The sequence below is a fragment of the Pseudomonas rosaeacicularis genome (assembly GCF_057128745.1).
Map to the genome: position 1 here is coordinate 35,812 of NZ_JBSKHT010000010.1, position 19,907 is coordinate 55,718.

At 59.1% G+C, this 19,907-nt stretch carries 18 protein-coding genes; 5 read left to right on the top strand and 13 right to left on the bottom strand.

Annotated elements, in window-relative coordinates; translation table 11 throughout:
- Positions 1 to 536: 536 nt before the first annotated feature.
- The 6 genes from etfB to ACWKWM_RS14255 all read right to left on the bottom strand — a co-directional run bounded on the left by etfB (position 537) and on the right by ACWKWM_RS14255 (position 8,326).
- Positions 537 to 1,337 (bottom strand): electron transfer flavoprotein subunit beta, encoded by an 801-nt coding sequence (gene etfB / locus ACWKWM_RS14230; protein WP_483846929.1) that lies wholly within the window; start codon positions 1,335 to 1,337, stop codon positions 537 to 539.
- A complete protein-coding gene (etfA, locus tag ACWKWM_RS14235; RefSeq protein WP_483846751.1) occupies positions 1,327 to 2,547 on the bottom strand; it encodes an electron transfer flavoprotein subunit alpha in 1,221 nt (406 codons plus the stop codon). The genes etfB and etfA overlap by 11 nt, the downstream gene beginning before the upstream one ends.
- Positions 2,547 to 4,493: a dimethylglycine demethylation protein DgcB gene (dgcB, locus tag ACWKWM_RS14240; protein ID WP_483846752.1), complete on the bottom strand. Its 1,947-nt coding sequence runs from the start codon at positions 4,491 to 4,493 to the stop codon at positions 2,547 to 2,549. The genes etfA and dgcB overlap by 1 nt, the downstream gene beginning before the upstream one ends.
- A 171-nt stretch (positions 4,494 to 4,664) precedes the next feature.
- On the bottom strand, positions 4,665 to 6,725 hold the full coding sequence (gene dgcA, locus ACWKWM_RS14245; RefSeq protein ID WP_483846753.1) for a dimethylglycine demethylation protein DgcA: 2,061 nt from the start codon (positions 6,723 to 6,725) through the stop codon (positions 4,665 to 4,667).
- A 15-nt stretch (positions 6,726 to 6,740) separates the two neighbouring features.
- Entirely contained in the window at positions 6,741 to 7,271 is a 531-nt protein-coding gene (locus ACWKWM_RS14250; protein WP_483837133.1) for a DUF5943 domain-containing protein, read from the bottom strand.
- A 77-nt stretch (positions 7,272 to 7,348) separates the two neighbouring features.
- Positions 7,349 to 8,326 carry a dipeptidase gene (locus ACWKWM_RS14255; RefSeq protein ID WP_483846754.1) on the bottom strand — a complete coding sequence of 326 codons (978 nt, stop codon included), beginning with the start codon at positions 8,324 to 8,326 and terminating at the stop codon, positions 7,349 to 7,351.
- 228 nt (positions 8,327 to 8,554) lie between these two features.
- Here ACWKWM_RS14255 and ACWKWM_RS14260 point away from each other — a divergent pair, with 228 nt between their 5' ends.
- Together ACWKWM_RS14260 and ACWKWM_RS14265 are read left to right on the top strand one after the other, a co-directional pair.
- Positions 8,555 to 8,959: a lysozyme inhibitor LprI family protein gene (locus ACWKWM_RS14260; protein ID WP_483837135.1), complete on the top strand. Its 405-nt coding sequence runs from the start codon at positions 8,555 to 8,557 to the stop codon at positions 8,957 to 8,959.
- A 48-nt stretch (positions 8,960 to 9,007) separates the two neighbouring features.
- Positions 9,008 to 9,430 carry a DUF3010 family protein gene (locus ACWKWM_RS14265; protein WP_483846755.1) on the top strand — a complete coding sequence of 141 codons (423 nt, stop codon included), beginning with the start codon at positions 9,008 to 9,010 and terminating at the stop codon, positions 9,428 to 9,430.
- Positions 9,431 to 9,533: 103 nt separating this feature from the next.
- Here the strand turns inward: ACWKWM_RS14265 and ACWKWM_RS14270 are convergent, their stop codons facing one another.
- Positions 9,534 to 10,484 carry a GlxA family transcriptional regulator gene (locus tag ACWKWM_RS14270; RefSeq protein ID WP_483846756.1) on the bottom strand — a complete coding sequence of 317 codons (951 nt, stop codon included), beginning with the start codon at positions 10,482 to 10,484 and terminating at the stop codon, positions 9,534 to 9,536.
- Between the two features lie 315 nt (positions 10,485 to 10,799).
- On the opposite strand from ACWKWM_RS14270, the gene cdhC reads away from it, so the two are divergent.
- From cdhC to ACWKWM_RS14285, 3 genes are all read left to right on the top strand, one after another.
- On the top strand, positions 10,800 to 11,687 hold the full coding sequence (gene cdhC, locus ACWKWM_RS14275; protein WP_483846757.1) for a 3-dehydrocarnitine:acetyl-CoA trimethylamine transferase CdhC: 888 nt from the start codon (positions 10,800 to 10,802) through the stop codon (positions 11,685 to 11,687).
- 181 nt (positions 11,688 to 11,868) lie between these two features.
- Positions 11,869 to 12,834 (top strand): L-carnitine dehydrogenase, encoded by a 966-nt coding sequence (locus ACWKWM_RS14280; protein ID WP_483846758.1) that lies wholly within the window; start codon positions 11,869 to 11,871, stop codon positions 12,832 to 12,834.
- Between the two features lie 131 nt (positions 12,835 to 12,965).
- Positions 12,966 to 13,445: a thioesterase family protein gene (locus ACWKWM_RS14285; protein WP_483846759.1), complete on the top strand. Its 480-nt coding sequence runs from the start codon at positions 12,966 to 12,968 to the stop codon at positions 13,443 to 13,445.
- A 167-nt stretch (positions 13,446 to 13,612) separates the two neighbouring features.
- Here ACWKWM_RS14285 and fba read toward each other — a convergent pair whose 3' ends face one another.
- The 6 genes from fba to tkt form a co-directional block, all read right to left on the bottom strand.
- Complete coding sequence (fba, locus tag ACWKWM_RS14290) at positions 13,613 to 14,677, bottom strand: class II fructose-bisphosphate aldolase (RefSeq protein WP_483837141.1); 1,065 nt, start codon at positions 14,675 to 14,677, stop codon at positions 13,613 to 13,615.
- Positions 14,678 to 14,800: 123 nt separating this feature from the next.
- Entirely contained in the window at positions 14,801 to 15,124 is a 324-nt protein-coding gene (locus ACWKWM_RS14295; RefSeq protein WP_483846760.1) for an MliC family protein, read from the bottom strand.
- Between the two features lie 50 nt (positions 15,125 to 15,174).
- On the bottom strand, positions 15,175 to 15,402 hold the full coding sequence (locus ACWKWM_RS14300) for a hypothetical protein (protein ID WP_483837143.1): 228 nt from the start codon (positions 15,400 to 15,402) through the stop codon (positions 15,175 to 15,177).
- Between the two features lie 28 nt (positions 15,403 to 15,430).
- Positions 15,431 to 16,594 carry a phosphoglycerate kinase gene (locus ACWKWM_RS14305; RefSeq protein WP_483846761.1) on the bottom strand — a complete coding sequence of 388 codons (1,164 nt, stop codon included), beginning with the start codon at positions 16,592 to 16,594 and terminating at the stop codon, positions 15,431 to 15,433.
- 16 nt (positions 16,595 to 16,610) lie between these two features.
- Positions 16,611 to 17,660: an erythrose-4-phosphate dehydrogenase gene (gene epd, locus ACWKWM_RS14310; RefSeq protein WP_483846762.1), complete on the bottom strand. Its 1,050-nt coding sequence runs from the start codon at positions 17,658 to 17,660 to the stop codon at positions 16,611 to 16,613.
- A gap of 179 nt (positions 17,661 to 17,839) precedes the next feature.
- The gene (gene tkt / locus ACWKWM_RS14315) at positions 17,840 to 19,837 is read right to left on the bottom strand and encodes a transketolase (protein WP_483846763.1); all 1,998 of its coding nucleotides are present in this window, start codon (positions 19,835 to 19,837) and stop codon (positions 17,840 to 17,842) included.
- Positions 19,838 to 19,907 lie beyond the last annotated feature (70 nt).

Below are 19,907 nucleotides of genomic sequence, written 5' to 3' on the forward strand. Positions count from 1 at the left end.
TGTACGTTTTTTGATCAACACTCTGAACGGCACGTACTTAAAGGGTTATAGCGGACAGCGAACACCTTATCCACAGATCAGCCAACAGAGAATGTGCGCAATTCGTGCATCATCCCGGCGGCTTGTGGAAAAACGGGATATCTCATCCGTCCCAGGCCTGCAGTGATGATAAGCAGAACATTAGATCGTATTTGATCATTAATTGATCAACACCTTACAGCCCTTGTGTTACGAGGCCCACAGCCGATAGCGAACAACTTATCCACATAACCGCTCACAGAGAATGTGCGCAACTTTGAAGGGTCCACGTTGATGATCCTGAATAAAATCCCTTTAAAATCCGGTAGATAGCCTGATCAAATTTTGTACAATACCCTACAAGCTACGGAATACATGATCTCTAGCGATCACCGAACAGGTTATCCACAGGTGGGTCAACAGCGATTGTGGGTAACGAACTAATCTGAACGCCACGAGTTATTGTATCCGGCGCAAAAAAGGCGCCGTGTAGGCGCCTTTTCTTTGAAGGGTGAGATCTACCGAACGACCCCCTCTTCAATCAGCAGTTTGAGAATCGCCGCTGCACCTTCCTGCGCACTGACTCCCTTGAGCACTTGCCCACCGCCGCCGCTGGCCTTGGCGGTTGCAGCCTTCATGCGGTCCGCGCCGCTTTTGGCCTTGATAACCTTCAGCCGCTTGGGTCGCGGTTTGGCGGGTCTTAGCGGATCTCCTGCGAGCAACTCGTCGATAACCACTTCCACGTCTTCTACCCCCAGCAATCCACGCTGGGCAGGGCCGTACGCGCTCTGCCGCGGCTTGGGCGCTGCGTTATCCACAGTGGCCAGAAACGGTAGACGAACTTTCAGCCGACGACGTTGGCCGCGCGGCAATGCTTGCAGCACTTGGGCGGTACCATTGCTGATGGATTCAACCTCAGCCAGGCCAACTACTACAGGCCAGCCGAGTTTTTCGGCCAGCAAATAGGGGAGCATGCCAGAGCCTTCGCCGGTTTCTGCCTGACTGCCGGTCAGCACCACTTGAACGCCGGATTCGCGGACGTAGTCAGCTAAACCGGGCAATGCATCTGCACCGGCAGGCTGTTCCAGCACATGCAGTTCATCCAGACCCATACCGAGATAAGCACGCAAGGCTGGCTCATTGGGATCACCTGCGTGCAGCACGTGCAAGTTATCCCCAGCCAGTTGCATACCGAGTTCCACGGCGCGGGCATCCTGTTCGGCGCGACGAGGTCGGCCCGACGTTGGATGCGCACCAATGGACACAAGGCTGATGACGTGCAGTAGGCTTTTATCCACAGGCTGACTATTAGGCTGCATCACGTTTCGCCCCATTGCGATATTCCTCAACTGCTTCAATCAGCGCATCGAGAATGGCAGCGCTTTCGCCGATGACGGACAAATCGGCCCGCTTGATCATGTCGCAGCTCGGATCAAGGTTAACGGCCACGACCTTGTCGCACGCGCCAATCCCCTGCAAATGCTGGATCGCACCCGAGATACCCACAGCCACATACACCCGCGCAGTTACCCAGGTGCCGGACGCTCCAACCTGACGATCTCGTCCCATGAAGCCGTCGTCCACCGCCACGCGAGAGGCGCCTTCGGTAGCGCCCAAAGCCACTGCCGTGCGGTGGAACAAATCCCAGTCCTTGACGCCATTACCGCCTGAAAAGATGAACTCGGCTTCCGCCATGGGGATAAGTGCCGGATCAACAGCAACCGCCCCAAGGTCTTCGATACGCGGCAAGCTGCGCGCGAGGGTTGTGGATAACTCCACCGGCAAGGCTTCGTGCCGGGTTTCGCTAACCGGTTCGGCGCACTCAGCAGCGGCAAGAATCAAACGCGACACTCGCCGAGCAAGGTCTTCACGCCCTGCGCCCGCACGCCCTGTGGACACTTCATCTTTGACCTGCCACACCCTTGTCGCCGGGCGCTCGCCGATGCTGGCCGCGAAGCGTCGCCCTACCTCGCCTCCGCCCGTACGGCTGTCCGGCAGCAACCAATGGCGCGGATCGAACTGGTTATCCACAGCCCGTAGCCCTTGCACACGCTGCTCGGGGGAATAGCCGCTGAATTCACCACCCTCCAGCACCAATAAGCGATCGACGCCGGCGGTCTCGAAAGCATTCTCTTTATGCTCGCCAAACACGATAGCTAACACCGCGCCATCCTGGCCGGCAAGGCTGTGGGCCAAGCCGAGCAAATCGCGGTCGTGACTGCTCAGGCGACCGCCGACCATGTCCGGCACTACGGCGATATAGAAAGCCGGAGCAGCCACCTGATGCAGCGGCAATTGCACTTCAACGGAGGCCGAGCGCTTGACCGCCCCGCCCTGCTGCGCGCCACTGCGGTCGATTCGCTTGATACCGTTAGGCCCGATGAAACCCAAGCCGTGCACATTCTTGCGCATCAGGCCGTTGGGCCCCATCCAGCTGCTTTGCGCAGGCTGCATGGCCGCGTGCAGCGGATGCAGGCGGTTGCGGGCGATCCAATCGGCGCGGGGGTCGCGGCGGATAATGTCGCTCATCAATGGGCCTCCGCAGGTTCACGTTTGGTAGGAGCAGTTTTGCTGGGGATAACTTCTTCCAACAGGGCGTCGGCCACCAGCTCAGCGATGTCTTTGATCAATGGCCGCGGTTCGACCACGCCTTCGAGCATCGCGGTGCATTGTGGACAACCCACGGCCACCAGTTCCGCGCCAGTTTCGCGGATGTCTTCCATGCGCATGTCGGGGATACGCTGCTTGCCGGGGATGTCGGTAATCGGCGCACCCCCGCCGCCACCGCAACAACGAGAACGGAAACCGGAACGGACCATTTCCTTGACCTCGATGCCGAGCGCGCGCAGCACTTCACGTGGCGCCTCGTATTCGCCGTTGTAGCGGCCGAGGTAGCACGGGTCGTGATAAGTCACGCTGGTGCCTTTGTGCTGACCGATGTTCAGCGCGTTGTCGCCGATCAATTCGGCCATGTAGGTGCTGTGGTGCTGTACCAGGTAGTTGCCATCGAACGCGCCGTATTCATTTTTCAGCACGTGAAAACTGTGGGGGTCGCACGTAACGATGCGCTTGAAGCTGTATTTGCCCAGCGTCTGAATGTTGCGTTTGGCGAGCATTTGGAAGGTAGCCTCATCACCCAATCGGCGGGCCACGTCGCCGCTGTCGCGTTCTTCCAGGCCCAGCACTGCGAAGTCGACTTTGGCAGCTTTCAGAACTTTGACGAACGCGCGCAAGGTGCGCTGATTGCGCATGTCGAACGCGCCATCGCCGACCCAGAACAGCACGTCAGTGGTTTTCACTTCGCTGAGCAGCTTGAGGCTCAAATCTGCTGCCCAGTTCATCCGTCCGCCCGGCGCAAAACCGCCGGGGTTGTCGGTGGCGATGAGGTTTTCCAGGACTTCGGCGCCCTTGTTCGGCGTCGCGCCTTTTTCCAGCGTCAGATGACGGCGCATGTCGACGATGGCGTCTACGTGCTCGATCATCATCGGGCACTCTTCTACGCAGGCGCGGCAGGTGGTGCAAGACCAGAGGGTTTCAGCATCCACCAAACCGTTGACGATGGGCTGATGCGGATTCCCACCGTGTTCACCGATTGGCTTGCCTGGGTACGGGCTGCCGGCAAACTTGGCATCAGTGCCACCAGCCAGGCCGACGACCATGTCCTGAATCAGTTTTTTTGGGTTTAGGGGTTGGCCAGCGGCGTAGGCCGGGCAGGCTGCTTCGCATTTACCGCACTGCACGCAGGCATCGAAACCCAGCAGTTGGTTCCAGGTGAAGTCTTTGGGTTTTTCCACACCCAGCGGCGCTTTCGGGTCAGACAAGTCCAGCGGCTTCAAACCGGTCGAGCGACCGCCACCAAAGCGTTCGGCGCGACGGTGCCAAGCCAGATGCAGGGCACCGGCAAAGGCGTGTTTCATTGGGCCGCCCCAAGCCATGCCCAAGAACAATTCAGAAACGCCCCACAGCACGCCGATCCCGAGGATGACAGCCAGCACCCAGCCGCCGAAGTCTTCCGGCAGGATACCCGCGACCGGCAGTGTCACCAGAAAGAACGACGCCGAGAACGCCAACAGACTTTTCGGCAGGCGCATCCACGGGCCTTTCGACAGGCGAGCCGGTGGATTGAGACGACGCAGAAACATAAAGATCGCGCCGACGAACATCACAGCCGACATCAGCAGAAGGGCGTACCCCAGAAACCGGTTATGCAACCCAAAACCATGAACCAGAATCGCCAGCACGATAGACGCCACCGCCCCGCCCGCCGTGGCGACGTGGGTGTTGGCGATGTATTTGTCCCGCGCCACGACGTGGTGCAGATCGACCATGTAGCGCTTGGGCATCGCCAGCAAACCGCCGAGCAGATCGACCTTGGACGCGCGACCGTTGCGCCAGAGCATCGCCCGCTTTGCCGCGCCGAGCACGGCCAACGCCAGCGCTGCAAACAGCAGGATGGGAAGAAGGGTGTTTAACATGTGGAGCTCCCAAAGACCTCAGGTCTTGCACGGGTCGGGCTGAAATACGGTCTTTGTAGGAGCTGCCGAAGGCTGCGATCGACCAGGAACCGGTCACGCGGCATCAAGCAAGAAGGTCCTGCGGACCTTATCGCAGCCTTCGGCGGCTCCTACATTGATCGGTGTCGCTCGTTAAAAGTCTTTGCAGAGCCGCAACGCGTCGTAAATCGCCGCATGCGTATTTCGCTGCGCCACGCAGTCGCCGATTCGGAACAGCAAGTAGCCGTCACCGGGCTGGCTCAACGACGGCTGCGGCTGGATGGCGAACAGGGCTTCGATATCAATCTGGCCTTTATTGCGCGAGTCTTCCTTCAAGCCGTAATACAGCTCTTCGTCAGGCCGCACGCCGTTTTCCACCACCACCTGATCGACCACCCGCTCCTCTTTCGCGCCGGTGTATTCGTTCTCCAGCACGGCCACCAGCTTGTCGCCTTCGCGGTAGACCTTCTCCAGCATCATGTCGCCCGTCATGATCACTTCTTTGGGGTACATGCTGCGGTAGTACGTCGGGAACGACGTCCCGCCAATCGCAACGCCCGGCTTGATGTCATCGGTGACGATCTCGACCTGGCTGCCCTTGTCGGCCAGGAAGTCGGCGGTCGACATCCCGGTGAATTCACAAATTGTGTCGTACACCAGCACGTTCTTGCCCGGCGCCACTTTGCCGTCAAGGATGTCCCAGCTGCTGACGACCAAGCCTTCAGCCGCGCCCCAATGCTCGTTCTGCTCGATGAAAGGATGGCCCCCCACCGCCAGCACGATCACGTCCGGACGCAGATCGCGAATGGCAGAAATATCTGCAGCCGTGCCCAGGCGCAGATCGACTTTCAGACGCGCCAGTTCCAGCTGGAACCAGCGCGTGATACCGGCAATCTGGTCACGCTGCGGCGCTTTCGAAGCCGTGGTGATCTGGCCGCCAATAGCGTCTTTTTTCTCGAACAGCGTCACGTCATGGCCACGTTCAGCCGAAACCCGCGCTGCTTCCATACCGGCAGGGCCGGCACCGACGATCACCACTTTGCGTTTCACGCCGGTGGTTTTTTCGATGATGTGCGGTACGCCCATGTACTCGCGGGAGGTCGCGGCGTTCTGGATGCACAGCACATCCAGCCCTTGATACTGGCGGTCGATGCAGTAGTTGGCGCCGACGCATTGTTTGATCTGGTCCACCTGACCGGCTTTGATCTTGGCGATCAGGTGCGGGTCGGCGATGTGCGCGCGGGTCATGCCGACCATGTCGACGTAGCCGCCTTCCAGAATGCGCGTGGCCTGATTCGGGTCCTTGATGTTCTGCGCGTGCAGCACAGGCGCCTTGACCACTTCCTTGATCCCGGCCGCCAAATGCAAAAACGGCTCCGGTGGATAACTCATGTTCGGGATGACGTTGGCCAGGGTGTTGTGGGTGTCGCAACCCGAACCCACGACGCCGATAAAGTCGATCATGCCGGTCTGGTCGTAGTACTTGGCGATCTCCTTCATGTCCTCGTGGCTCAAGCCATCGGGGTGAAATTCGTCGCCACAGATACGTAAACCTACGCAGAAGTCAGGACCGACCTCCTTGCGCACGGCTTTGATCACTTCAAGCCCGAAACGCATGCGGTTTTCGAAACTGCCGCCCCACTCGTCCGTGCGCTTGTTGACGCGGGGGCTCCAGAACTGGTCGATCATGTGCTGGTGAACGGCGGACAACTCGACACCGTCCAGACCACCGGCCTTGGCACGGGCGGCAGCACTGGCGTAGTTGCCGATCACGCGCCAGATTTCTTCCGGCTCGATGGTTTTGCAGGTCGCGCGGTGCACCGGTTCACGGATGCCCGACGGCGACAGCAGCGTGGGCCAGTGGTCGCCGTCCCAACGGGAGCGACGGCCCATGTGGGTAATCTGAATCATGATCTTGGCACCGTGCTTGTGCATGGCGTCAGCAAGATTCTGGAAATGCGGGATGATTTTGTCGGTCGCCAGGTTGACCGATTTCCACCAGCCTTGAGGACTGTCGATGGCTACGCTGGAGGACCCGCCGCAGATTGCCAGACCGATGCCGCCCTTGGCTTTCTCTTCGTAGTACTTCACGTAGCGGTCGGTAGTCATGCCGCCATCGGTGGCATAAACCTCGGCGTGCGCGGTACTCAACACGCGGTTGCGGATGGTCAATTTACCGATTTGAATCGGTTGAAACATCGCTTCAAAAGCCATGACAGAAACCTCGACTTACAACGGCTTGACGATGAACAGGCCGTCGTCGTGGCCTTCTTCCGAACCGCCGTAAACCTGCTCGGCCACCGTGCGGATTTTGCTGCCGCTGGCTTCCAGCACTTGGTCCATGGCGCCGGCAAACCAGCCAGTGAACATGTAGTCGACCTTGCGACCGACCTTGCCGTAGACGTAAACGAAGGCGGAGTGCTCAAGCTTGACGCTGGCAGTGCCTTTTTCCAGATCGATGTCCTGAATCTTGAACAGGCCCCACCCGCGCTGGGACAGACGATTCATGTAGTGCTCGAACACCGCAACGCCTTCAATGCCGTGGCATTCGGCTTCTTTCTCACACCAGTGCCAGGCGGATTTATAGCCGGCCTTGTAGAGAATTTCGGCGTAGGCATCAGCGCCGAGGACTTCTTCGATGCCCATGTGGTTGTTGACGAAAAAGTGGCGTGGCACGTACAGCATTGGCAGGGCATCGGAAGTCCAGACACCGGTTTCGCTGTCGACTTCGATTGGCAATTGCGGGGCGATTTTAGCCATGGAAACTTAACTCCGGAAAATTCAGTTAATGCCCTCTACGCGAATGGCAGAGGGAAAAGATTCAGTGTCTGGGAGCGTTATTCGCCCCAGACGTCGCCCAGGATGCGCATCCAGTTCTCGCCCATAATCTTGCGCACGACACGCTCGGAATGACCGCGCTTGAGCAGGGTTTCCGTCAGGTTCGGAAACTCGCCGACGGTGCGGATGCCCAGCGGATTGATGATCTTGCCGAAGCTGGTCAGGCGGCGGGCGTAGCCCTTGTCGTGGGTCAGGTATTCGAAGAAGTCCTGGCCATGGCCCTGGGTGAAGTCGGTGCCTATGCCGATGGCGTCTTCGCCGACGAGGTTCATCACGTATTCGATGGCTTCGGCGTAGTCGTCGATGGTCGAATCGATGCCCTTGGCCAGGAACGGCGCGAACATGGTCACGCCGACAAAACCGCCGTGGTCGGCGATGAACTTGAGTTCGGCGTCGGATTTGTTACGCGGGTGTTCTTTGAGACCCGAAGGCAGGCAGTGGGAATAGGTCACTGGCTTCTTGGATTCGAGGATGACTTCTTCGCTGGTCTTGGAGCCGACGTGGGACAGGTCGCACATCACACCAACGCGGTTCATTTCGGCGACGATCTCGCGACCGAAACCCGACAACCCGCCATCACGCTCGTAGCAACCGGTGCCGACGAGGTTCTGGGTGTTGTAGCACATCTGCACAATGCCAACGCCCAGCTGCTTGAAGATCTCGACATAACCGATCTGGTCTTCGTAGGCGTGGGCATTCTGGAAGCCGAACAGGATGCCGGTCTTGCCCAGCTCCTTGGCCTTGCGGATGTCGGCGGTGTTGCGCACCTGAATCACCAGGTCGCTGTTTTCGCGGATCAGTTTCTGGCTGGAAGCGATGCTGTTGACGGTCTGCTGAAAACCTTCCCACACCGACACCGTGCAGTTGGCCATGGTCAGGCCGCCTTTGCGCATGTCTTCGAACAGCTCACGGTTCCACTTGGCAATGATCAGCCCGTCAATAACGATGCTGTCGGCGTGCAATTCGGCTGGGCTCATCAGGCTGTCCCCTTTAGGCTAATCACGCGCCGAATCGTCTGCCGGCGCTTTGGGGCCAGCATATGCCTGAGGGTCATGGAAGCCGGGTGCAAAAACGACAAGGGGTTTGCCGAAAGCGTCAAGAAACGACAAAGGGTGATGGCGCGCGTCTGCTGCCTGCGTTTGATAACTGTTCTTTGGCTCGCGCTTGGGCGAGAATCCGACGCATCACTGGATCGGGACGACGCAATGAAAACGATTTTGCTGGCTCTGGCTCTATTTGCGACAGGCGCTCACGCCGCGCAGGACCCGGATTCGACGCCGTGCGACGGCGTCGACGAAGACAAGCAGACGCTGGAATGTTCGGTGTACAGCCGCGATACCGCCGTCAAATTGCTCGATGAGAACTTCCAGAACCTGATGGAACGGGTGCAGACCCAGTTCGGTGCCAACAAGGCTCAGGCTGACGAGTTCACTGGCAAACTGAAAGTGGCGCAGGAAGCGTGGAAAAAGCTGCGTGACGCCGATTGCGCCGTCGAGGTGTTCCCCGACAAGCCAGGCACCAAGGATTACAACATCAGCCAGAACGATTGCCTGGCGCGCACCAGCGACGAGCGCTCCGAATACCTGGAAACCATCGCCCAGTCGGACTGATCGTCAAATGAGATACCCTGACGCCCTTCACGAGCTCAAGGCATCCCCATGAAAATCTGTGGCGTAGAAATCAAAGGCAGCGAAGCCATTTTCGCTGTCGCCTCCCGCGCAACCGGCGCACTCGAACACCTGCCACTGGCCACCAAGAAAATCGCCCTCGAAGACGACGATGAGTCGGCTAACGTCAAAGCCTTCAGCGCATTGATCGGCAAATTCGTGCGCGACAACGACATCACACAGATCGCCATCAAGAAGCGCAGCAAGAAAGGCGAATTCGCCGGCGGCCCGACCACTTTCAAGATCGAGACGATCTTTCAGTTGCTCGAAGGCTGTGAGGTGACGCTGTTGTCGCCACAGACCATCAACGCGCAGTTCAAAAAGCACAACTTCGAACTGCCTGCGGCGCTGAACAAGTATCAACATGAAGCTTATAAAGCGGCGTGTTCGGCGTTGATGAAAGTCGGGAAGTGAACGCAACTTTGTAGGTACTGACGAGCACCGCGAGGCTGCGATTGCGGTGTGCCAGACAGATTGCATCGCAGCCTCCCGCTGGTCGTCAGCTCCTACAGGGGCGTCAGGCTGACGATTTCTTTTCACGTCGATCCTCCCTCGGACACTGCGTAAAGCGCGCTCGATAGCTACGAGTGAAATAAGACGGCGATTCAAAGCCACAGGCAATGCTGACTTCCAGCACGCTCATGTCGCTCTGACGTAACAGCTGTCGAGCCTTCTCCAGCCGCAGGCCGAGGTAGAAATTGCTCGGAGTGTCATTCAGGTGCAGCCGAAACAGTCGCTCAAGCTGGCGACGCGTCACCTGAATGCCCTCCGCCAATTCAAGCGTACTCAGCGGCGGCTCGGTGTGTTGCTCCATGACCCCGATCACTTGCACCAGTTTCTTGTTGTTGATGCCGTAACGCGTAGCAATCTGCATGCGCTGGTGGTCTTTACGCGGGCGGATGCGGCCCAGCACGAATTGCTCGGAGACCTTGATCGACAGATCCGGCCCGTGGGCCTGGCCGATCAGGTCGAGCATCATGTCGATGGACGCCGTCCCTCCCGCCGAGGTAATCCGGCGGCGATCAATTTCGAACAATTCTTGCGTGGCCTGCAGTTTGGGGTAGGACTCTTTCAAGGCGTCCAGCGCTTCCCAGTGCAAGGTCAGACGATAACCGTCCAGCAGACCTGCTTCGGCCAGCACGAAAGCACCGGTATCGATAGCGCCCAGCGTGACACCTTCGTGATCCAGGCGGCGCAGCCAGTGCTCCAGCGCTGGCGTGCAAAACTTGAGCGGATCGACACTGCCCATGACCCACAACGTCGCGCCCTTCTTCAGCGGCTCCAGCGCTGCATCGGCGTTGACCGACATGCCATTGCTGGCAATCACAGCTCCGCCATCGAGGCTCAGGATGTGCCAGCGGTACAACTCGCCACCGAAGCGATTGGCGACACGCAGGGGTTCCACGGCCGAGACAAAGCCCATCATCGAAAAACCGGGCATCAACAGAAAGTAAAAGTCTTGGGACATCGTTGGAGAAAATCCTAGAGGGCACCACGGTTTCTGTAGGAGCGCGCTTGCCCGCGATTATGGTGTGTCAGTCAAAAAATTCATTCCAGACTGAGCTTCTTCGCAGGCAAGCGCGCTCCTGCACAGAATCAAGTTCACAGACGGAGCAGCAATACACCTACTCCCGAACCGCGGCAACTGTGCAGGTCGCTGCTGTGCAAGAGCTTGTCGCCGCTGTGCGTTTTAACTGGCCTTGAGCTGCGTAGCTTTGCATCTCAAAAGCGGGCAGCAAAAGCCTGCACGACCGACCGAACCTGGCCTGCAAGGAACCCAAACATGAATCACGACGTCATCATCACCTGCGCACTGACCGGTGCTGGCGACACGACCGGGCGAAGCCACTTGGTCCCGATCACACCCAAGCAGATCGCTGCCGCTGCGGTTGAAGCCGCAAAAGCGGGGGCGACGGTGGTGCATTGCCACGTACGCGATCCTGAGACCGGCAAGTTCAGCCGCGACGTTGAGCTGTATCGCGAAGTCATGGATCGCATTCGTGAGGCGGACATCGACATCATCGTCAACCTGACCGCAGGCATGGGCGGCGACCTGGAAATCGGTGCGGGCGAACGTCCGACGGATTTTGGGCCGAATACGGATCTGGTTGGCCCTTTGGCGCGGCTGGCTCACGTTGAAGCGCTGCTGCCGGAAATCTGCACACTGGATTGCGGCACCCTCAACTTTGGCGACGGCGACACCATTTACGTGTCCACCCCGGCGCAACTGCGTGCCGGCGCCAAGCGGATTCAGGAACTGGGCGTGAAGGCTGAGCTGGAAATTTTCGACACCGGGCATTTGTGGTTCGCCAAGCAGATGATGAAAGAAGGCCTGCTGGACGATCCGCTGTTTCAGTTATGCCTGGGCATCCCGTGGGGCGCGCCCGCCGACACCACGAGCATGAAAGCGATGGTCGACAATCTGCCAGCCGACGTGGTCTGGGCCGGGTTCGGCATTGGTCGCATGCAGATGCCGATGGCGGCGCAAGCCGTGCTGTTGGGCGGTAACGTGCGGGTCGGACTGGAAGACAACATCTGGCTGGATAAAGGTGTGCTGGCGAGCAATGGCGCACTGGTGGAACGCGCCAGCGAAATCCTCAGCCGCCTGGGTGCGCGGGTCATGACCCCGGCAGAAGGGCGCGTGAAGATGGGCCTGAAGAAGCGCTTTTAATCCTGCATCAATCCATGTAGGAGCGTGGCTTGTCCCGCGATCTGACGCGAAGCGTCAGTAAATCCGGCGAATACGGTGTGCCTGTAATACCGATTGCGCAATGGTGACGACCGGTGCCCGGTCGATCGCGGGACAAGCCACGCTCCTACAAGAATCAGCCGAACCTCTTCGAGTAATCCACATGACCTTCATCACCCACATCAAAACCTTCGCGGCACTGGGCAGCGGCGTTATCGGCAGCGGCTGGGTCGCGCGGGCCTTGGCTCACGGCCTGGACGTCGTGGCCTGGGACCCGGCGCCCGGCGCTGAAGCGGCCCTGCGCAAGCGCGTCGCCAATGCCTGGCCCGCTCTGACCCAAAAAGGCTTGGCCGCCGGCGCTTCGCAAGATCGCCTGCGCTTCGTGGCAACGATTGAGGAGTGCGTCCGCGATGCGGACTTCATTCAGGAAAGCGCCCCTGAGCGGCTGGAGCTGAAACTTGATCTGCACAGCAAAATCAGCGCTGCAGCCAAGCCCGATGCACTGATCGGTTCCAGTACCTCAGGGCTGCTGCCTTCAGAATTCTACGAAAGCGCGACCCACCCCGAGCGCTGTGTAGTAGGTCACCCGTTCAACCCGGTGTATTTGCTGCCGTTGGTAGAAGTGGTGGGCGGCAAGAACACGGCGCCGGAGGCCGTTCAAGCGGCTATGCAGGTTTACGAGTCGCTTGGCATGCGACCGCTGCACGTGCGCAAGGAAGTCCCGGGGTTTATCGCCGACCGTTTGCTCGAAGCGTTGTGGCGCGAGGCGCTGCATCTGGTCAACGACGGCGTCGCAACCACTGGTGAGATCGACGACGCGATCCGCTTTGGTGCGGGTCTGCGCTGGTCGTTCATGGGCACCTTCATGACCTACACCCTGGCGGGTGGTGATGCCGGGATGCGGCATTTCATGGCGCAGTTTGGCCCGGCGTTGAAACTGCCCTGGACTTACCTGCCCGCACCGGAGCTGACCGACAAACTGATTGATGATGTGGTCGATGGCACCACGGATCAGCTCGGCACCCACAGCATCGCAGCGCTTGAGCGTTATCGCGATGATTGCCTGCTGGCGGTGCTGGAAGCGGTGAAAAAGACCAAGGAGAAACATGGGATGGCGTTTAGCGAATAGTCACAGTGATCGTTCCCATGCTCTGCGTGGGAACGCCTTTCTGGACGCTCGGCGTCCGCTGATGTGACGCAGCGCGTCACGGGTTGTGCTACACGCGGAGCGTGGGAGCCATCACTAACCCGGTACTTTTTATGCCAACTCTTACCACCTACAAAACCCCAGTCCTCAAAGACTGGGTCGATTACAACGGCCATCTGCGCGATGCGTTTTATCTGCTGATCTTCAGCTACGCCACCGATGCGTTCATGGACCTGATCGGCCTGGACAGCAGTAACCGCGAAGGCAGCGGCCATTCGCTGTTCACTCTGGAAGCGCACATCAATTATTTGCACGAGGTGAAGCTGGACGAACAAGTGGAGGTTCGCACCCAGATCGTCGCCCACGATACAAAGCGCGTGCACCTCTATCACAGCCTGCACCGGGCGGGCGTGGATGAAACGTTAGCCGCGAGCGAGCAGATGCTGTTGCATGTGGACCTGGCGGGTGGAGCGAAATCGGCGCCATTCAATGAGCAGTCGCTCGAACAACTGAGCGGGATTCTGGCCGGGCAGGCTGATCAACTTGCGCCCGCCTACATCGGACGCGTAATAGGCCTACCGCCACAACGCTGACCCTGTAGGAGCTGCCGAGGCACGAAGGCTGCGATTGCGTTGTGTCAGGCTGACCGCGATCGCAGCCTTCGTGCCTCGGCAGCTCCTACGGAGAACGCATGCGATTCCAAATCCCACGCAAAAAAAGCCCGCATCACTGCGGGCTTCTTTTTTAGCCGAGCCTCAGATCAATTGACCTTCGCGTTCAGCTCGCCTTTGGCGTAACGCTCGAACATGCCTTCCAGGGAGATCACTTTGATCTTGGAAGCATTGCCAGCTGTACCAAACGCTTCGTAACGGGCGATGCAGACGTCGCGCATGGCGGTGACTGTTTTCGCCAGATATTTACGTGGGTCGAACTCGCTCGGGTTCTTCGCCATGAACTCGCGAATCGCGCCGGTAGAGGCCAGACGCAGGTCGGTGTCGATGTTGACCTTACGCACGCCGTGCTTGATGCCTTCAACGATTTCTTCGACCGGCACACCGTAGGTTTCTTTGATGTCGCCGCCGTATTCGTTGATGATTTTCAGCCATTCCTGCGGCACGGAAGACGAACCGTGCATCACCAGGTGAGTGTTGGGAATGCGCTTATGGATTTCTTTGATGCGCTCGATCGCCAGGATGTCGCCGGTTGGCGGCTTGGTGAACTTGTAAGCGCCGTGGCTGGTGCCGATGGCAATGGCCAAGGCATCGACGTTGGTGCGCTTGACGAAGTCAGCGGCTTCTTCCGGATCGGTCAGCATTTGACTGTGATCGAGCATGCCTTCTGCGCCGACACCGTCTTCTTCACCGGCCATACCGGTTTCCAGCGAACCGAGCACACCCAGCTCGCCCTCAACCGAAACGCCACAGGCGTGAGCCATGGCCACAACGCGTTGGGTGACGTCGACGTTGTAGTCGTAGTCGGCCGGGCTTTTGCCGTCTTCGCGCAGGGAACCGTCCATCATCACCGAGCTGAAACCCAGCTGGATCGAACGCTGGCAGATGTCAGGGCTGGTGCCGTGGTCTTGGTGCATGACCACCGGGATGTGCGGGAATTCTTCGATTGCCGCGAGGATCAAGTGGCGCAGGAAAGGTGCGCCGGCGTATTTGCGCGCACCGGCCGAAGCCTGAACGATCACCGGGGAATCGGTCTTGTCAGCCGCTTCCATAATGGCGCGCATCTGTTCCAGGTTGTTCACGTTGAATGCGGGGACGCCGTAGCCGAATTCGGCTGCGTGGTCCAGCAGCTGGCGCATGCTGATAAGTGCCATTGTCTTTTTCTCTCCCGGTGGGGTCGTTGATCGTGCATGCCTGCCGTGTCGGCGGCTGCTGTTCAAATTATAGGGGCGTATAAATCACAAGCCCGGTGCTGCATCGATCAGAGTACAAAGCGGTTACTGCGCCTTGCAGCCTCGACCGATCAAATCGTTGGTCGCGTCCCAGTAAACCAGGCCTTCGCTACCTTTGTTGTCGAATGCCAGCACGCCATTACTGTACAGCGTGCCGGACGCGCCGGGCTCAGCCTGAAGCCGAAACACCTGCTCGCTCTGGTTCAAGCGCACATCGACCTCTTTCTTGGCCGGGTCTGCATAGCGCCAGAAGACTTCAGCCTTGCTGTCACACACCCAATGGGTCCATGGCTCGGCGGGTTTGGAGGCTGTCATGCTGGCGCAACCGCCCAGCACTGCAAGTATCGCAAGGGCAATCAAGCCTTTCATTACCACTCCTGGGTCATTGATACGTCACTAATCACACGCAATTACCGCGCCTATCGGCAGGCTACAGGCCCAACGGCCGGCATGAAGTCATACTTTTCCCAGAACTCGGGACCACCGCGCTTATAAACCACTGGCACGGTTTCAGCCTGCCAGCCTGCTTGATAGCAGCTGACATGAAGCAACTCGCTTCCCGCCGGCTGCGCCTCCTCGGCTTCAGGCTTGCTGGCACAACCGCCCAGCAGACCCGCTATCAGCAATAGTGGTAGTGGCTTGACCATCTGACTCCCCTTCTCCAAAGCCTGATATTCAGGCCTTGGCGCGTTGTTCCAGGATTTCCACGGCAGGCAGCACCTTGCCCTCGACGAACTCGAGGAACGCGCCGCCACCGGTAGAAATGTAGGAGATTTGATCGGCAATGCCATATTTATCAATGGCCGCCAGCGTGTCGCCGCCGCCTGCAATGGAGAATGCCGAGCTGTCGGCAATGGCCTTGGCAAGCGTCTTGGTGCCTTCACCGAACTGATCGAACTCGAAAACGCCAACCGGGCCATTCCACAGAATAGTCTTGGAAGATTTCAACAGTTCGGCGAACTGCTTGGCGGTCTGTGGGCCGATATCGAGAATCATGTCGTCGTCGGCAACATCGGCAATTAGCTTGACGGTGGCTTCAGCATCTTCAGCGAAGGCTTTGGCAACCACCACGTCGACCGGCAACGGCACGCTGACCTTGGCCGCAATGGCGCGCGCGGTGTCCAGCAGGTCTGGCTCGTACAGCGATTTGCCGACTTTATGCCCGGCTGCCGCGAGGAAGGTGTTGGCGATGCCGCCGCCGACGATCAACTGGTCACAAATGGTGCTGAGGCTGTTGAGCACATCCAGCTTGGTGGAAACCTTGGAGCCAGCAACGATGGCAGCCATTGGCTTGGCCGGTGCGCCCAGTGCTTTGCCCAGCGCATCCAGTTCATTGGCCAGCAGCGGGCCAGCGGCTGCGACTTTGGCGAACTTGGCGACTCCGTGGGTCGAGCCTTCCGCGCGGTGAGCGGTACCAAAGGCATCCATCACGAACACATCACACAGAGCGGCGTATTTGTGCGCCAGCTCGTCAGTGTTCTTTTTCTCGCCTTTGTTGAAGCGCACGTTCTCGAACAGCACGATCTCGCCGGCCTTGACGTCGACACCGTCGAGGTAATCGGCCACTAGCGGGACCTCACGACCCAAGGCTTTGCTCAGGTACTCAGCTACTGGCTTGAGGCTGTTTTCGGCGGAGAATTCACCTTCGGTCGGACGACCCAGGTGGGAGCAGACCATGACAGCCGCACCCTTTTCCAGCGCCAGCTTGATGGTCGGCAGCGAAGCAAGAATACGTGCATCGCTGGTGACGACACCGTCCTTGACCGGGACGTTGAGGTCTTCACGGATCAGTACACGCTTACCTTGCAGATCGAGATCGGTCATCTTCAACACGGTCATGAGGCTTTCCCTGTTTTTACTGTTGTTGTTGCGAGACGCGCAGGTAGTGCTCCGCGACGTCCAGCATTCGATTGGCAAAACCCCATTCATTGTCGAACCAGGCCAGCAGGTTCACCAGTCGCGGGCCGGACACCCGGGTCTGACTGGCATCGACAATGGCCGAATGAGGGTCATGGTTGAAATCACAACTGGCGTGCGGCAATTCGGTGTAAGCCAATAACCCTTTCAGCGGGCCGCTGGTGGCGGCCTCGCGAAGAATGCGGTTGATCTCCAGTGCATCGGTATCACGGGCAGTCTGCAGCGTGATGTCCAGGCACGAGACGTTGACCGTAGGCACTCGAACAGCTTTGGCCTGAATTCGGCCCGCAAGTTCCGGTAACAGCCGCTCGATCCCACGCGCCAGACCAGTGGACACCGGAATAATCGACTGAAAGGCAGAGCGCGTACGGCGCAGGTCTTCGTGATGGTAGGCATCAATCACCGGCTGGTCGTTCATGGCCGAGTGAATGGTGGTGATCATGATGTATTCCAGGCCCAACGCCTGATTCAGCAATTGCAGTAATGGCACGCTGCAATTGGTGGTGCAGGAGGCCGCGGATACCAGCAGTTCATGCCCGGTCAGCGTGTGCTGGTTGATGCCATGGACGATAGTGGCATCGACATCGGCCTCGCTGGCCATCGGCTGCGAAAACAAGACACGCGGCGCGCGGGCAGCGAGAAAGCGCTCGCCGTCGGCACGGGTGTTGTAGACGCCGGAGCATTCGAGCACCAGATCAATGTCCAAAGCGGCCCAGTCGATACCTTCGGGCGTCGCGCTGCGAAACACTTTGATGACGTGATCATTGATGTGCAGAAAATCGCCTTCGACCCGTACTTCACCGGGGAACCGGCCGTGTGTCGAATCAAAGCGCGTGAGGTATTCGAGGCTAGCCATGTCGGCCAGATCGTTAATTGCCACTACTTCAAAACCGGCCTTGGCACCACGTTCGCACAGCGCGCGCAAGACGCAGCGGCCGATACGGCCGTAACCGTTGAGTGCGACTCGATAGGGACGGGATTGGGGCATGGGGGTTCTCGCAGGTATATCGAAAACTTGTAGGAGCGAGGCTTGTCCCGCGATCTGCCGGGAACCGGCAGCAAATCAGACGACCCCGGTGTGTCAGTCACAACGGGGTCGCATGATTTACTGCTGCTGCGCAGCAGATCGCGGGACAAGCCACGCTCCTACAAGGCCGCGTGTGTTTCTCAGTCTTCCAGCAGCTCTTCAGCCGTGGAAATGACGTTCTCCAGCGTAAAGCCGAACTCTTCGAACAGCGCAGGCGCAGGCGCCGACTCGCCGAAGGTGGTCATGCCGATTACGCGGCCTTCCAGGCCCACGTATTTGTACCAGTAGTCGGCATGAGCTGCTTCGATGGCGATACGCGCGCTGACCTGCAACGGCAGAACCGATTGCTTGTACGCGGGATCCTGCGCTTCGAACACGCTGGTGCACGGCATGGAAACCACACGCACGTTGCGACCCGAAGCGGTGAGTTGGTCGTAGGCCAGAACAGCCAGGCCGACTTCCGAGCCGGTCGAAATCAGGATCAGCTCAGGCTCGCCCACGCAATCGCGCAGTACATAACCGCCACGGGTGATGTTTTCCAGCTGCTCTGCATCGCGAGCCTGATGGGTCAGGTTCTGACGCGAGAAGATCATCGCCGAAGGACCATCATTACGCTCGATGGCGTATTTCCAGGCCGCTGCCGACTCCACGGCGTCGGCTGGACGCCAGGTGTCCAGGTTCGGCGTGGTGCGCAGGCTGGTCAGTTGCTCGATCGGCTGGTGCGTCGGGCCGTCTTCGCCCAGACCGATAGAGTCGTGGGTGAACACATAAATGACGCGCTTCTTCATCAGCGACGACATACGCACCGCGTTACGCGCGTATTCCATGAAGATCAGGAACGTTGCACCGTAAGGCACGAAACCGCCGTGCAGCACGATACCGTTCATGATGGCGCCCATGCCGAACTCGCGGACGCCGTAATGCAGGTAGTTGCCGCTGGCGTCTTCGCCGGTGATGCTCTTGCAGCCTTTCCAGATGGTCAGGTTGGAACCGGCAAGGTCAGCCGAACCGCCGAGGAACTCAGGCAGCAGTGGGCCGAAGGCGCTCAGGGCGTTCTGGCTGGCTTTACGGCTGGCGATGGTTTCGCCTTTGGCGTTGACTTCAGCCACGTAGGCTGCGGACTTCTCGGCGAAGTCAGCCGGCAGCTCGCCGCTCATGCGACGGATCAGCTCGTTGGCCAATTCAGGGTGCGCTGCGGAGTAAGCCGCAAAACGCTGATCCCATTCAGCTTCGGTCGCGAGGCCTTTTTCCTTGGCGTTCCACTCGGCGTAGATGTCAGCCGGGATTTCGAACGGGCCGTGGGTCCATTTCAGTGCAGCGCGGGTCAGGGCGATTTCGTCGTTGCCCAGTGGCGCGCCGTGGCACTCTTCTTTGCCTTGCTTGTTCGGCGAGCCAAAACCGATGGTGGTCTTGCAGCAGATCAGGGTTGGCTGATCGCTTTTGCGCGCGGTGTCGATGGCGGTTTTGATTTCTTCGGAATCGTGACCGTCAACGTTGCGGATGACCTGCCAGCCATAAGCTTCAAAGCGCTTAGGCGTGTCGTCGGTGAACCAGCCTTCGACTTCGCCGTCGATGGAAATGCCGTTGTCATCGTAGAACGCGATCAGTTTGCCCAGTTGCAGCGTACCGGCCAGGGACGCGACTTCATGGGAAATGCCTTCCATCATGCAGCCGTCACCCATGAAGACGTAGGTGTGGTGATCAACGATGTTGTGGCCAGGACGGTTGAACTGCGCGCCGAGAGTCTTCTCGGCAACCGCGAAACCAACGGCGTTGGCAAAACCCTGACCCAGCGGACCGGTGGTGGTTTCAACGCCTGGGGTGTAACCGTATTCCGGGTGACCCGGCGTGCGGCTGTGCAGTTGGCGGAAGTTTTTCAGGTCATCGATGGACAGGTCGTAACCGGTCAGGTGCAGCAACGAGTAAACCAGCATCGAACCATGGCCGTTGGACATGATGAAGCGGTCACGATCGGCGAATGCCGGGTTGGTCGGGTTGTGTTTCAGATAGTCACGCCAGAGGACTTCAGCGATATCCGCCATGCCCATCGGGGCACCTGGGTGGCCGCTATTGGCCTTTTGCACGGCATCCATGCTAAGGGCACGAATGGCATTGGCACGCTCACGACGGCTGGGCATCGCTGATCTCCTGGGGCAGAAAGAATATGGGATCTGAAAAAGGCGGCCATTTTCCCTCAGGCATAGCTTG